This window comes from Roseburia zhanii, from assembly GCF_014287635.1.
Taxonomy (GTDB): domain Bacteria; phylum Bacillota; class Clostridia; order Lachnospirales; family Lachnospiraceae; genus Roseburia_B; species Roseburia_B zhanii.
In genome coordinates this window covers 104,840-119,116 of record NZ_JACOPH010000002.1, presented here as the reverse complement: position 1 = coordinate 119,116, position 14,277 = coordinate 104,840, and the positions used below count along the sequence as shown (strand labels likewise).

Genomic DNA, 14,277 nt, shown 5'->3' with positions numbered 1-14,277 from the left:
TTTTTAGTTCATTTGTTGTATGTGGCAGTCTTATTCTAAGTTCAGGTGTTTACAGGTAATGTAACGGCCTGTGATATAAAATGCAATAGCAAATATAAGTGCTTCTATGATTCCGGTAATAAAAGTACCACGGTAGAAAGAAGCCACTGCATTAGGCGCATCAGATAATAAAACTTCATCTGAAAAGTCATAAGTATTTCCGATACCTATTGCGAATAAAACGATCATGCTGATGATCTGCTGGATGATGTAAAATACAATATATGTTACGACAGCAGCAAGGATACGGTGCTGTCCAAATAACTGTCCGACCGATAAACTGGCGAAGATCATCAGAACCATGCTAAAGCATGAGAGTAAAACGGAGAGTATGATATAGCTCATAAATTCTCCAAACGGAATACCTAATGATTCATAGAGCGCATCTGCTGCAATGGAAAAAGCGGCAGGATCCCAATCATTTCCGGCTGCGATACGGATCAGCAGAAAGATTGAACCGGTTGTAATGACAGCTGCGATCAGAAGCCAGAACACAGCAGTCAAAAGTTTTGTATGAATGATGGAAATTGTAGATACAGGGAGTGTGTGAGTCAGATAACCCTGTGCCGCATACATGGTTTTGTAAAAACGTACGGTCAGATATACCGCAGTAATGATAAATAAAGCAAAAATGCTTAAAATATAGATCATCATGCAGGAAAATGATAACATCTGCAAAGATTCATTTTGTAAAATGCTGCTGCCTAAGAGGATACAGCCGATCACAGTGACGGCAAGCAGAACAAGATCTAATGGGAGCAGAAGTTTCGCTGTTTCCTTAAATTCGTGTTTAAATAGTTTCCTTAACATTTGAATACCTCCCGGAATAGTGCATCTACAGATTTACCCTGTGATTCACGTATTTCATCAACAGAAGAAGTCAGTTCGATCTGTCCGTTCTTGATAAAGATCACTTCATCAAGGATATTTTCGATATCAGCGATCAGGTGGGTAGAGATCAGGATCGTTGCATCTTCGTCATAATTGCTTAAAATAATATCTAAGATATAATCCCTTGCAGCGGGATCAACCCCTGCGATCGGTTCATCTAAGACGTATAACTTGGCACGACGGCTCATGATCAGGATCAACTGTACTTTTTCTTTTGTACCCTTTGACATCGTTTTTAATTTGTCACTCGGATTGATCTGTAATTTAGCTAACATATCATAAGCACGGATCTCATCAAAATCATCATAAAAATCTTTAAAATAATCAATGATCTCACGTACTTTCAGATTCGATTCTAAATAGGTATGGTCAGGAAGATAAGAAACGATCTTCTTGCTTTCAATTCCTACCGGATTCTGATCGATATAAAGTTCTCCCTCACTTGGTGTTAAAAGCCCGTTGATCAGTTTGATCAGTGTCGTTTTGCCGCTGCCGTTCGGTCCTAACAGCCCGATGATATGACCGCTTTCTAGGGCAAGGTCGATATGGCTTAGGGCAGTTTTATTACCGTAGGCTTTGCTTAGATTTTTACATTCTAATATTGTGCTCATAATTCCTCCCCTTTCAATGTTTCCGTCATCAGACGGATCGTTTCTTCTTTTTGAAAACCTAATTTCTGCATATTTTCTAAAAATTCATGGATTTTCTCTTTTGCAAGAGATGATTTTAATTCTTCGATCATTTTCACATCCTCCGTAATAAAGCGTCCGCTCGTCCGCTGGGAATAGACAAGTCCGCTGCGTTCTAATTCTGATAGTGCTTTCTGCATCGTGTTGGGATTGACGGCTGCCTCAGATGCAAGATCACGCACAGATGGCAGTTTGTCACCCGGACGATATTTGCCAGAAATGATCTCAAGCTGTATGATCTCTATGATCTGCATAAAGATCGGACGGTCAGAAGTTAAGTTCCATGGCATGATAGTATCACCTCACTTAATGTATGGTTGTATTAACTAAATAATACAATAATATGAAAAGAAAAAAATGTCAAGCAGAAAATAAAAAAGTACCTGAACATTTACTGCACAGGTACGTAAGAACGTGATCCATATGTTTATTGCATCAGACAATCTAATAGTTTCCGGTTATCTTCCGGCATCATAAAGCAGAACCGGATATATTTCTGGTCTAAAAATGGGAAGGTCGAGCAGTCACGGATCATAAGACCTTTGAGGATCGTCCGGTCAAACAGATCCTGAGAAGTCAAATCTTCTTTTAAAATCTTTACAAGGATAAAATTAGCACTTGGCGGATATGGCTTGTAATTCGGATTTTCCTGTAATGCCTGATAGATTTTTGCACGTTCAGAGGAGATCAGTTCTCTTGTTTTTTTGATATAATCCTGATCCTGAAACATCAATTCACCGGCAATGACAGCGAGAGAGTTGATCGTCCATGGATTCTGCCTGGTGTTGATGGATTTGATCAGATCGTGGTTGCCTGTCACCGCATAGCCAAGACGCAGTCCCGGAGCTGCAAAAAACTTTGAAGTTCCACGCAGGATAATGATATTATTGTAATAATGCGTAAGAGGAATCGAGGTGATCTCCTCCATATTTTCTGTAAATTCGACATAAGTTTCATCGACCATGACAAAAATGTCATACTGTTTGCAGACATCAAGGATCTGGCGCATCTGTGTACGGGTGATCGCAGAAGAAGTCGGATTGTTCGGGTTACAGATGACTAACAGATCAATGCTTTCATTTAAGCAGGCGGTAAAATCTTCGATATTTAAAGCAAAATCATCAGCTTCTTTGAGCGGATAGTAGTGTGTAGTTCCACCGCCTAAAAAGATTTCCCGTTCATATTCAGAATATGTAGGACCTAAGACCATTGCTTTTTTCGGGTGCTCAATCTGGATAAATAAAGAAATCAGTTCCGTAGAGCCGTTTCCTACAATGATATGTTCTGCATCAGAATGGATATATTCCGCAATACAGTGCCTTAAGGAAGTGTATTCCCTGTCAGGATAAGTCGTAATGGCATTTAAATGTTCAGAAAGCGTTTTTCTTAGATTCGGGGAAATGCCAAGGGGATTGACATTTGCTGAAAAACTGATGATATCCTCTTTTTTGATGCCATAGTATTGTTCGATCTTTTCAAGATCACTTCCATGAAAATGTTCTTTATGTTTTATCATAATCCATGTACCTCCGGTTGAATTTAGGGCATAAATAGTTTATAATAGTTTTAATTGTAATTATAATCATTCTTAATAAAAAATCAATAAAATAAGAAATAGAAGAAACAGGTGGCAGCGTGCGTAAGAGAATCGATGAACTTGCATGTGGCAGGGTTTGGTGTCTTGCTCCCATAATCGAATTTTCTGTAAACAGGATAGAGATCACAGTGCCTGAAGGCAGGGAATATATGGGAGAATTTACCATTACGGCCATCAATAAGACAGCGGTGCGTGGCATGGTATATTCTTCTGATTCACGAATGGAGTGTCTGACTCCAAGGTTTGAAGGAGAAGAAGTACGCATTTTATACAAATTTCATAGTGCAGGACTGATGGAAGGTGATATTTTAAAAGGTGATTTTTTCATTGTTTGTAACCAGGGAGAATATAACCTTTCTTTTGTTGTGCTTATTTCGAAACTCTATGCAGCTGGGGAATCAGGAGAGATCCATGGACTGCGCGACTTTGCAAGGCTGGCACAGACCAATTATCAAGAAGCAGAAAAAATATTTTATTCCCCATGTTTCATTCATATCTTAAAACATACCGAAGTATCTGAACGTCTTTTATATAACGGACTGGCAAAGGGCAGACCTACAGATCATAATTTAGAAGAATTTTTGTTAGGATGTAAGTTGAAAGAGAAGATTATCTTAGAAGCAGATCAGACAGAGTTTCAATTTTATCATGTTATGGATACCTTAAGAGGGAGTGTTACGCTTAAAAAAAACACATGGGGTTATGTGGAATTTAGTATTGAAAGTGATGCAGATTTTATAGAGCCGGAAAAGAAATGGATGACCACAGAAGATTTTTTGGGGAGTACCGTAGAATCAGGTTTTTATATCAATCCCCAAAAGATGCATCGCGGCAGGAATTATGGGTATCTTACCATAAAAAATATCTATCAGGAAATTGTGATCTCTGTATGTGCTACTTATGAAGATGAAGGAAACGCACATGATCCCCTTAGAAAAAAGAAAAAACAGTTACATGCAAAGATCTTAAGATCGTATATTGACTACCGGTTGAAGAAGACCGTTACCGGAAAATGGGCATCTGCAACATGTAAAGATCTTGATGGGCTGATCGCTATGGATACTGACAATATGTGGTACAGGCTGATGAAGGCACAGACATTTTTTGTGAACGGACAGCGGCAGGAAGCAGAGTGGATTTTAAGCGATTTCAAGCGGAGATGGAAAGACCAGAGAAGTCCCGAATGGGCATATTATATGTATATCTGTACCCTGATGGAGCACGAAGAACTTTATATCAACCGTCTGTATGGTGCAATCGAGCAGGTTTATCTGGAACACAAAGAGAATACGATGTTGTTCTGGTGTATGCTCTTTTTAAAAGAAGAATATGCGAAAAACCGTTATCAGAAACTGCGTGCGTTAGAAGAACGGATCATGTCCGGTGTGAAAAGCCCGCTGTTATATGTAGAGGTATATTGTTTGTATATGCAGGAACCGTATCTTTTGAACCAGTTAGGGGAATTTGAATGGGAAATCTTAAACTGGGCAAGAAAACAAAAAATCTTAAATACTGCATTAGCAGAGCAGGTGGTCTCTGTATTTCCGGAGCGGCTTTCTTATCAGCGATTACATCTGTTATTGTTAGAAGCCTGTTATGAACTTGTCGGGGAAGATGAGATTCTTCCTGTGATCTGCGGTTATCTGATCCGCAACCAGAAATACGGAAAACGTTTTTTTATATGGTATGAAAAAGGCATTGAACAGAGGTTATGTATTACCGGTCTGTATGAAGCATATCTGTTATCGATGGATGCAAGAAGTGTACAGGAAGTGCCACGGATCATCCAGATGTATTTTAAATATAATACACAGTTAGGTTACCGGCAGAAAGCAGTTTTATATGTCAATATGATCGCTGCAAAGGTAAAACAGCCCGAACTATATGAACAATATTATCCGGCGATGGAGAAGTTTGCTTATGAGCAGATGGAGCAGAAGCATATGGACGATAATTTAGCTGTCATATATGAGGATATCCTATCCCATGGAGTATATTCCATGCAGCTTTCCGAGGTGCTTTCGGATGTATTGTTCATACATAAACTCACTTGTTTTGCACCGAAGGCGGCAAGTGTTGTGATCTTACAGAAACAGTTAGAGCATCCGATCGTCGTTCCGCTTGTTTCGGGAGTGGCATATTTCCCATTATATTCGAATGATTATAGTGTTTTTATAGAAGATTCTAATGGAAACCGTTACAGCGGAAGTATCTCATGGCAGTTAGAAAAACTGATGTATCCGGGACGGTATCTAAGGATCTGTATGAAAAATGCACCAGGGAAACTGCCATATCTGTTATATTATTTTGCAAACAGAGAAGCACAGGAGATTTTTGAGGAAAAAGATCTGCCTTATTTTCAGGCAATCATGACCGCAGAAGAAGTCAGCTTATCCTATAAGGCATGGCTGTTTCCGAAGATGTTTTATCTGCTTTCAAAATTAGAGCAGGTAAAAGAAATGGAAAAACAGTTAAAGGGCGTGGAGATTTCCCTGATGATGCCAAAGGCAAGGGGAAGTGTCTTAGAATTATGTGTGGAAAACAGATTATATGAACAGGCATATCAGATTGTTTTAGAATATGGATTTGAACAGCTTTCACCATCTGCAAAAGTATTGCTTTTATCCGACCAGATCAGACGAATCGACTTTGCAGAAGATGAAAACCTATTACAGTACTGTGCAGACGTTTTTATCGAAGGAAAATATAATGATGTCTTATTAGAGTATCTGTGCAGATATTATAATGGGGCTACTAAGGTGATGACGGCGGTCTTTAAGAGTGCAGATAGTTTTGGGATCGATACCTGGGCACTGTCAGAGCGGATCGTTGTGCAGATGTTATATACGAATGAATTTGTAGATTGTGCAGACCGGATTTATAACTGTTACAAGACAAAAGGGAGCGGCAGGATCAAAGAGGCATATCTTTCGTATTTTTCTTATTACAGTTTTACAAAAGATGTGATCGCACCGGAAGGATTTTTTTTAGATCTTGAAACCTTCTATGAAGAAGGATCAAAGGTAAACATGATCTGTGAATTAGCATTATTAAAGCATTATGCATTGGCAGTTTTATTGACAGAGAAGCAGAAAAAGAATGCAGAAATTTTACTGAAAAAATATCTGTTAGAGGGAATCCGGTTTGCTTTTTATAAAGAGTTTCCAGAGAAGATACTTTTAAAATACCAGTTAAAAGATAAGTATTATATCGAATATCATGCACAAAAGAACAGCCGCATACAGCTTCATTACAAATTATTAGAAGAAAACAGTGACTATCTGACAGAAGAAATGGCAGAGATGTATGACGGAGTTTTTGTAAAAGAAATGATCCTCTTTTTTGGAGATGCGATCCAGTATTATATCACGGAGGAGATCGATGGTCAGATGGAAGTGACAGAAAGTGACCAGATCACCTGCAGCGAAGTGTATGAAGAAGCAGGAGGCGGCCGTTATGAACGGTTAAATGAGATCATTTTATTACAGACGACAGCCGATATGGAAGGTTTGGCAGATAAGATGCAGGAATATGAGCAGTTAGAAGAATTGACAAAAGCACTATTTACGACATTATAGCAGTATGATCTGAAATGGAGAAGAAGATGACAGGAAGATACGTTGGGATTGATCTGAATGAAAAATATGCGATGATAAGCTGTTATGCAGACGGTATGTCAGAACCTTCCACATTTAGTATGGTGACCGGAAGTGAAGTCTATCAGATCCCACTGTGCGTTTCAAAAAGAAAAGGTGTCGGACAGTGGTTTTTTGGGGAAGAAGCAAAACGGTATGCAAGAGAAGAAAAGACACCCTGTATCGAAGGTTTATTAAAGCGTGCATTGGTTCATGAACCGGTAGAAGTCGAAGGGATTATTTATGATACAGCGGAACTTTTATTTGTATTTCTTAAAAAATTGTTAGGACTTCCGCTGGCTTTTGAAGGGGAGAACAGTTTAGATAAGCTGGTGATCACGTTAGAATCTGTGAACCAGGAAGTAAGAGAACTGCTGTTACAGTTTGCAGAACGGATCTTACTTCCGGCAGAAAAATTGATGCTTGTAGATTATAGGGAAAGTTTTTATTATTATGCACTCAGCCAGAGCAGGGAACTTTGCCTGCATGATGTGGCACTCTATTATTACACTTCCAAAAAACTGCTCTTTTTTAAACTTAGCCATGACAGGCGAACTGTCCCGCAGGTAGTGACGATCGATGAGAAAATCTATGATGCCATGTTAAAGGACAGAGATGCAGAATTTGCGGTGATTGCCGAAGATTCCCTTGCAAAAAATGTGGTTTCAAGCGTCTATCTGATTGGTGACGGTTTTGAAGGAAACTGGTTGAAAAGATCATTGTCTGTCCTATGCAGAAATCGGAGAACTTTTATGGGCAAGAACCTGTTCTGTAAAGGTGCCTGTTATGCGGCAGCAGTCAGGGCAGGAAAAGTGGACTGGCAGTATATTTATTTAGGTGACAGCGAATTAAAAGTCAATGTCAGCTTAAAAGTAAGACAGCTTGACAAAACAGAATTTTTATCACTGTTAACAGCAGGGGATAACTGGTATGAGGCAGGAAGTACCTGTGAAGTGATCTTAAGCGGGAAACCTTCGATAGACTTATATCTGCAGCCGCCAAAGAGCAGGGAGGCAGTTGTAAAAACATTAGATTTAGACGGATTTCCGGATCGAAAAGATAAGATGAGCAGACTCAGGATCACAGCAAAACCGGTGTCAGCAGATAAAGTGTCCTTTACGATCCGTGATATGGGATTTGGGGAATTAGTCAAAAGTTCAGATAAAGTGTGGGAATATGAAATGTCCTGTGATAAATAAAAGGAGGCTTTTATGGGAGAATTGCTTTTGTGCAGCAGCGAATTGGCTTCTGTACCCTATTATGTGGAAAGTGGTTCGCTGAATGTCTATTCATTAGAAGAACTGTGCTGTTATATGCAGTTAAATATTGATCTGATCGAGCCTTCTTTTATGGACGAGGAACTGATCTGCTGGCTGAAAAAAGAATTGAAATTAGAAACACTTTCTTCTCAGCTAAAAAAGATCGTCTCAGAAGGCGGCAGCCTTACAGAATTTGTGACGGCACTTGTATCTGCATGTAGTTACTGTACAAGAGAAGAATTATATGGGATGCAGGAAAAATTACAGGAATTTGAAAATAAAAGCGAAACAGAATGTCAAAAGATCAGGGCAGACCGTTTTTTAGAAAAAGGGCGGTATTACATGAGCCAGACAGCATATCAGAAATTATTAGAATCTCCTGAAGTGTCAGGCTTGTTAGAAGGAAATATCTATCATAATTTAGGTACAGCCTATGCCAGACAATTTTTGTTTGAAGAAGCAGCAAAGTGTTATGAAATGGCTTATGAAAGGAACCAGAATCCTGCTTCGAAACAGGCAAAAGAGGCAGCAGAACAGTTAGCAGCAGGAAAACTGCCACAAGCGCAAGAAGAACATATATCGAATTTTGAGATGCCACAGACAGTCATTGAAACTTGGAAAGATACCTATCGGAAAAGCCGCAGGTAAGAAAGGGTAGAACATGGGATTTTTTAAGAGGCGTAAAGCAAAAAAATTAGAAGCGGAAAGAAAGAAAAATGAGGGCAGGCAGGCACAGCTTGAAGGAACATTTAAAGAAGACTACAGCGGTAACAAAAAAGTCCAGCATTATATCTTAGACTGCTGTGAACAGATTATAGAAGCATCTAAGGAAATCGAAGAAGAAAAAGCAGAGTATAAGATCGTGACAGATTATCTGAATGATATCCAGATCTTAGAAGACCTGCCGGATGAAGAAGCAGATGCGATCCGCGGGGCAGCTGAAAATGTGCAGAAATTAGACCGCCTGCGGGATGAATACCAGAATTCCGAAAAAAGGATCTCTGATGTACAGTTTGTGCAGATGCAGCAGGAAGAAGATACGATACCGGATGCGATCATACGGTTACAGACGAATGAAACCTACCAGAATGCAGTCAAAAAAGACATGAATTATTTAGAGGGCGAAAAGACGGAATGGTATTATAATAAATTAGAACTGCTCCATCAACAGAAGATACTAAAGATGCTTTCGTTTGTCCTGCTTGGCGTATTTTTTGCCAGCATGGTCATCTTGCTGGTATTACAGATCGGTTTTCATACCGATACGACATATGCGTGGATGTCTGTAATATTGATTGCAGCGGTCGGCAGCTTTTGCATTTTCATTAAAATGTCATCGAACCAGACGGAGATCAAACGTTCCGAAGTGAATATGAACCATGCGATCGTGCTTCTCAATAAGGTTAAATTCAAATATGTCAATGTGACCAATGCGGTTGATTATGCCAGAGAAAAATATCATGTAAAAAATGCCTATGAGTTAAAATATCTCTGGGAGCAGTACTTAAATGAAGTCAAAGAGCGTGAAAAATTCAGACAGACCAATGAGGATCTGGAATATTTCAATACCAAATTAGTGCGCTTGTTAAAGCGTTACCGGTTGTATGATGCAAGTGTCTGGATCAATCAGTCGTCTGCGTTGGTAGACAAGAAAGAAATGGTAGAAGTAAAACATAATCTGATCGTGCGCAGACAGAAGTTACGTTCTCGGATCGAGTATAATATGCAGAATATCAGAGAACGGCGGGATGAAGTTGACCGTATGTTAAGAAAAGAACATATCAATACACCGGAAGTCAGACAGATCATCAATTCGATCGATAATCTGTCAATCTGATCAGAAAAGAAAGGTAAAACGAAATATGAGTAAACAGGAAGAAGCAGAGAAACTTTTTTTAGAAGGATATAACTGTGCACAGTCTGTAGCCGGGGCATTTGCCAAAGAAATGCAGATGGATCAAAAAACAGTCATGCGGATGATATCTTCCTTTGGCGGAGGTATGGGAAGAATGAGGGAAGTTTGTGGAGCAGTCAGCGGTATGGCATTTGTGGCAGGTGTATTGTATGGATATGATGATCCAAAAGACGATATTGCAAAAAAAGAGCACTATGAAAGAGTACAGTATTTAGCATCGGAGTTTAAAAAAGAAACAGGAAGTATTATCTGCAGGGAACTATTAGGCATAGAAGGAAAAGATCATGCAGCGACACCATCAAAGCGGACACAGGAATATTATAAAAAACGTCCCTGTGTCAAGATGGTCGGACTTGCTGCCGGAATTTTAGAACAATATATGAAAAAGAGTAATTGACAATTTTTCTCAATTAGCATACACTTGTCTTGGTTAGAAAATCCTAACGGGAAAGGCAGGATAAAGATATGACATTAGATAAATTGCCAGTTGGACAGGAAGCAGTGATTACTGTCGTTGGTGGAGAAGGTGCATTGCGCTGTCGGCTTTTGGATATGGGTCTCATTCCAAAAACACATGTGGTTATAAAAAAGGTTGCTCCAATGGGAGATCCGATCGAGATCCGGATACGGGGGTATGAACTTACGATCCGGAAAGAGGAAGCAATGAAGATTGAAGTCGATACGGAGGCAGAGATATGATATTTGCACTTGTTGGAAATCAAAACTGCGGGAAGACCACACTGTTTAATCAATTAACTGGTTCAAATCAGCATGTTGGTAACTTTCCGGGGGTAACAGTAGATCAGAAAATAGGACAGATGCGTACAGTAAGGGATGCTCAGGTGGTGGATCTGCCGGGAATCTATTCATTACGACCGTATACGAGTGAGGAGATCGTGACAAGGGATTTCATTTTAAATGAAAAACCAGATGGCATCATTAATATTGTCGATGCTACAAATATAGAGAGAAATCTGTATCTGACATTGCAGCTGTTAGAGATGGATGTTCCGATGGTATTAGCACTTAATATGATGGATGAAGTGCGGAACAATGGTGGCTCTATCAATATTGCAAAGATGTCGGAAGAGATCGGTATACCGGTTATACCGATCAGTGCTGCTAAAAATGAAGGAATTGAAGATCTGAGTAAATCTATTTTTCATGTAGCAAAAAACAGGGTGAAGCCAAAGGTAAAGGATTTTTGTGAAAAAGGTGCTGTTCACCGCTGTATCCATGCAGTATCGCATCAGGTCGAAGACCATGCACAGAATATCGGTATGTCACCAAGATTTGCGGCAACGAAGATCGTAGAAGGTGATGAAACGATCATCAAGCGTCTTGCGTTGAGCCAGAATGAATATGATATGATGCAGCATAGTATTGAGGAGATGGAAACAGACCATCATATGGACCGGAATGCTGCATTAGCAGATATGCGTTATACATTTATTGAAAAAGTATGCGAGAATACAGTTACAAAATGCCAGGAAAGCAGGGAACATATAAGAAGTGTTAAGATTGATAATGTATTGACCAATAAATATCTTGCGATCCCTATGTTTTTGGGAATTATGTTTATGGTATTCTTTCTGACATTTCATGTCATAGGGGCGGCTCTTAGTGACTGGCTTAGTATAGGTATCGATGTAGTAACAAACTGGGTGGATCAGGCATTGACCGATTATGGGATCAATCCGGTTGTACATAGTCTGGTGATCGATGGTATTTTTGCAGGAGTGGGAAGTGTGCTTAGTTTTCTGCCGATTATCGTGGTATTGTTCTTCTTCCTTTCTATCTTAGAGGATTCCGGTTATATGGCAAGGATTGCATTTGTAATGGATAAACTCTTAAGGAAGATCGGGCTCTCCGGTAGAAGTTTTGTACCGATGCTGGTTGGATTTGGATGTACAGTTCCGGCAGTTATGGCAAGCAGGACATTAGCATCGGAACGTGACCGGAAAATGACGATCATGTTAGTTCCGTTTATCAGCTGCTCGGCAAAAATCCCGATCTATGCTGTTTTTACAGCAGCATTTTTTCCTGAATATGCAGCACTTGCCATGATTCTTTTGTATGTAACCGGTATCATAGTGGGAATTATCATGGCATTTGTTTTAAACCATACGGGATTTAAGGGAAATTCCATTCCATTTGTTATGGAACTTCCAAATTACAGACTGCCGTCAGCGAAGAGTGTATTGCTTTTGATGTGGGATAAAGCAAAAGATTTTGTACAGAGAGCATTTACAGTCATTTTTCTTGCTACGATTGTCATTTGGTTTTTACAGACATTTGATACGAGATTTAATGTAGTAGCAAATAGTGCTGACAGCCTGCTCGCAATGCTAGGAAGATGGATTGCACCGGTGTTTGTTCCATTAGGATTTGGAGACTGGAGAATCTCAACTTCCCTGATCACCGGATTTACAGCAAAAGAAGCAGTAGTAAGTACTATGAGTGTGTTGTTAGGAACAAATATGTCGGAACTTGCATCTGCATTATCAGGATTGTTTACAAAAGCATCTGCTGTAAGCTTTTTGGTATTTACTCTTTTGTATACACCATGTGTAGCAGCAATCGCCTCCATAAAAAGAGAAATGGGAAACAGACGGGAAGCACTTCTTGTTGTGATTCTGCAGTGTGTTGTGGCATGGATCGTGTCATTTGGCATATATCAGATTGCTCGAATCCTGTTTTAATTGGAAATGACTTGTCAACAGGAAAAAACTGTGCTAGATTAAATGCAGTACAGTGTTGATACTGTAGAAAACGGAGGAAAAGACAGACATGAGTAAGGTAAGAACACGATTTGCACCAAGCCCTACCGGACGGATGCATGTTGGTAACTTAAGAACAGCATTATATGCATATTTGATCGCAAAGCATGAAGGCGGCGATTTCATTTTAAGAATAGAAGATACAGATCAGGAACGTTATGTGGAAGGGGCAGTCGAAATCATTTACCGTACCTTAGAAAAAACAGGACTGATCCATGATGAAGGACCGGATAAGGACGGCGGAGTCGGACCTTATGTACAGAGTGAACGTCAGGAAAAAGGAATTTATCTAGAATATGCAAAACAGTTGATCGAAAAAGGCGAAGCTTATTACTGTTTCTGTGATAAAGAGCGTTTAGAGAGTTTAAAACAGACCGTTGCAGGAAAAGAGATCATCATTTATGACAAGCACTGTCTGCATTTAAGCAAAGAAGAAATTGAAGAAAAACTTGCAGCAGGTGTTCCATATGTGATCCGTCAGAACAATCCACAGACAGGAACAACGACATTTGAAGATGAAATTTATGGAACGATCGAAGTAGATAATGCAGAATTAGATGATATGATCTTAATTAAGTCAGATGGATATCCGACTTATAATTTTGCAAATGTAGTTGATGACCATTTAATGGGTATCACACATGTGGTAAGGGGAAATGAATACCTTTCTTCTTCCCCGAAATACAACCGTTTATATGAAGCATTTGGCTGGGAAGTACCGGTTTATGTACATTGTCCTTTGATTACCAACGAAGAACACCAGAAATTAAGCAAGAGAAGCGGTCATTCTTCTTATGAAGATCTGATCGATCAGGGATTTTTGTCAGAGGCAGTCATTAATTTTGTTGCGTTATTGGGCTGGAGTCCGGCAGATAACAGAGAGATCTTTACTTTAGATGAATTAGTCAAAGCATTTGATTACCACCATATCAATAAATCACCAGCAGTATTTGATATGACAAAATTAAAATGGATGAATGGGGAATACATGAAAGCCATGGATTTTGATAAATTCTATGAAATGGCAGAACCATATATCCGTAAAGTCGTAACAAAAGACTATGACTTAAAGAAGATCGCAAAATTAGTACAGAGCAGAATTGAGATCTTTCCGGATATTGCAGATCATATTGATTTCTTTGAAGAATTACCGGAATATGACATTGCAATGTATACGCATAAGAAAATGAAAACAAATGCCGAAACATCACTTTTGGTATTGCAGGAGATCCTTCCATTATTAGAAGCACAGGAAGATTACAGCAATGATGCCTTATATGCAATGCTTTCTGATTTTGTCAAAGAAAAAGGTTATAAGAATGGATATGTACTCTGGCCGATCCGTACTGCGGTATCAGGAAAACAAATGACACCGGGCGGTGCAACAGAGATTATGGAGATTCTTGGAAAAGAAGAATCATTAGCAAGAATACGCAAAGGAATTGCATTATTATCATAAATCTAAGGAATTT

General features: G+C 39.3%; 10 protein-coding genes and 1 pseudogene. 7 read left to right on the top strand and 4 right to left on the bottom strand.

Going from position 1 to position 14,277, the window contains the following annotated elements:
- Positions 1-30: 30 nt before the first annotated feature.
- The 4 genes from H8S17_RS03680 to H8S17_RS03665 form a co-directional block, all read right to left on the bottom strand.
- Entirely contained in the window at positions 31-849 is an 819-nt protein-coding gene (locus H8S17_RS03680) for a hypothetical protein (RefSeq protein WP_186866282.1), read from the bottom strand.
- Positions 843-1,541 (bottom strand): ABC transporter ATP-binding protein, encoded by a 699-nt coding sequence (locus H8S17_RS03675; RefSeq protein ID WP_186866281.1) that lies wholly within the window; start codon positions 1,539-1,541, stop codon positions 843-845. The genes H8S17_RS03680 and H8S17_RS03675 overlap by 7 nt, the downstream gene beginning before the upstream one ends.
- A complete protein-coding gene (locus tag H8S17_RS03670) occupies positions 1,538-1,909 on the bottom strand; it encodes a GntR family transcriptional regulator (protein WP_186866280.1) in 372 nt (123 codons plus the stop codon). Before H8S17_RS03670 ends, H8S17_RS03675 begins: the two co-directional genes overlap by 4 nt.
- Positions 1,910-2,046: 137 nt before the next feature.
- Positions 2,047-3,135, bottom strand: a complete 1,089-nt coding sequence (locus H8S17_RS03665; protein ID WP_186866279.1) for a pyridoxal phosphate-dependent aminotransferase — start codon at positions 3,133-3,135, stop codon at positions 2,047-2,049.
- Between the two features lie 119 nt (positions 3,136-3,254).
- Here H8S17_RS03665 and H8S17_RS03660 point away from each other — a divergent pair, with 119 nt between their 5' ends.
- The 7 genes and pseudogenes from H8S17_RS03660 to gltX all read left to right on the top strand — a co-directional run bounded on the left by H8S17_RS03660 (position 3,255) and on the right by gltX (position 14,264).
- Positions 3,255-6,794, top strand: a complete 3,540-nt coding sequence (locus H8S17_RS03660) for a DUF5717 family protein (RefSeq protein ID WP_186866278.1) — start codon at positions 3,255-3,257, stop codon at positions 6,792-6,794.
- A gap of 26 nt (positions 6,795-6,820) precedes the next feature.
- On the top strand, positions 6,821-8,050 hold the full coding sequence (locus H8S17_RS03655; protein ID WP_186866277.1) for a DUF5716 family protein: 1,230 nt from the start codon (positions 6,821-6,823) through the stop codon (positions 8,048-8,050).
- 12 nt (positions 8,051-8,062) lie between these two features.
- On the top strand, positions 8,063-8,758 hold the full coding sequence (locus H8S17_RS03650; protein WP_186866276.1) for a tetratricopeptide repeat protein: 696 nt from the start codon (positions 8,063-8,065) through the stop codon (positions 8,756-8,758).
- A 13-nt stretch (positions 8,759-8,771) separates the two neighbouring features.
- On the top strand, positions 8,772-9,947 hold the full coding sequence (locus H8S17_RS03645) for a hypothetical protein (protein WP_186866275.1): 1,176 nt from the start codon (positions 8,772-8,774) through the stop codon (positions 9,945-9,947).
- A 25-nt stretch (positions 9,948-9,972) separates the two neighbouring features.
- Complete coding sequence (locus H8S17_RS03640) at positions 9,973-10,422, top strand: C-GCAxxG-C-C family protein (RefSeq protein WP_186866274.1); 450 nt, start codon at positions 9,973-9,975, stop codon at positions 10,420-10,422.
- A 68-nt stretch (positions 10,423-10,490) separates the two neighbouring features.
- Positions 10,491-12,727 (top strand): annotated as a pseudogene (feoB, locus tag H8S17_RS03630) (ferrous iron transport protein B).
- Between the two features lie 88 nt (positions 12,728-12,815).
- A complete protein-coding gene (gene gltX / locus H8S17_RS03625) occupies positions 12,816-14,264 on the top strand; it encodes a glutamate--tRNA ligase (RefSeq protein ID WP_186866272.1) in 1,449 nt (482 codons plus the stop codon).
- The last annotated feature ends 13 nt before the right edge of the window (positions 14,265-14,277 follow it).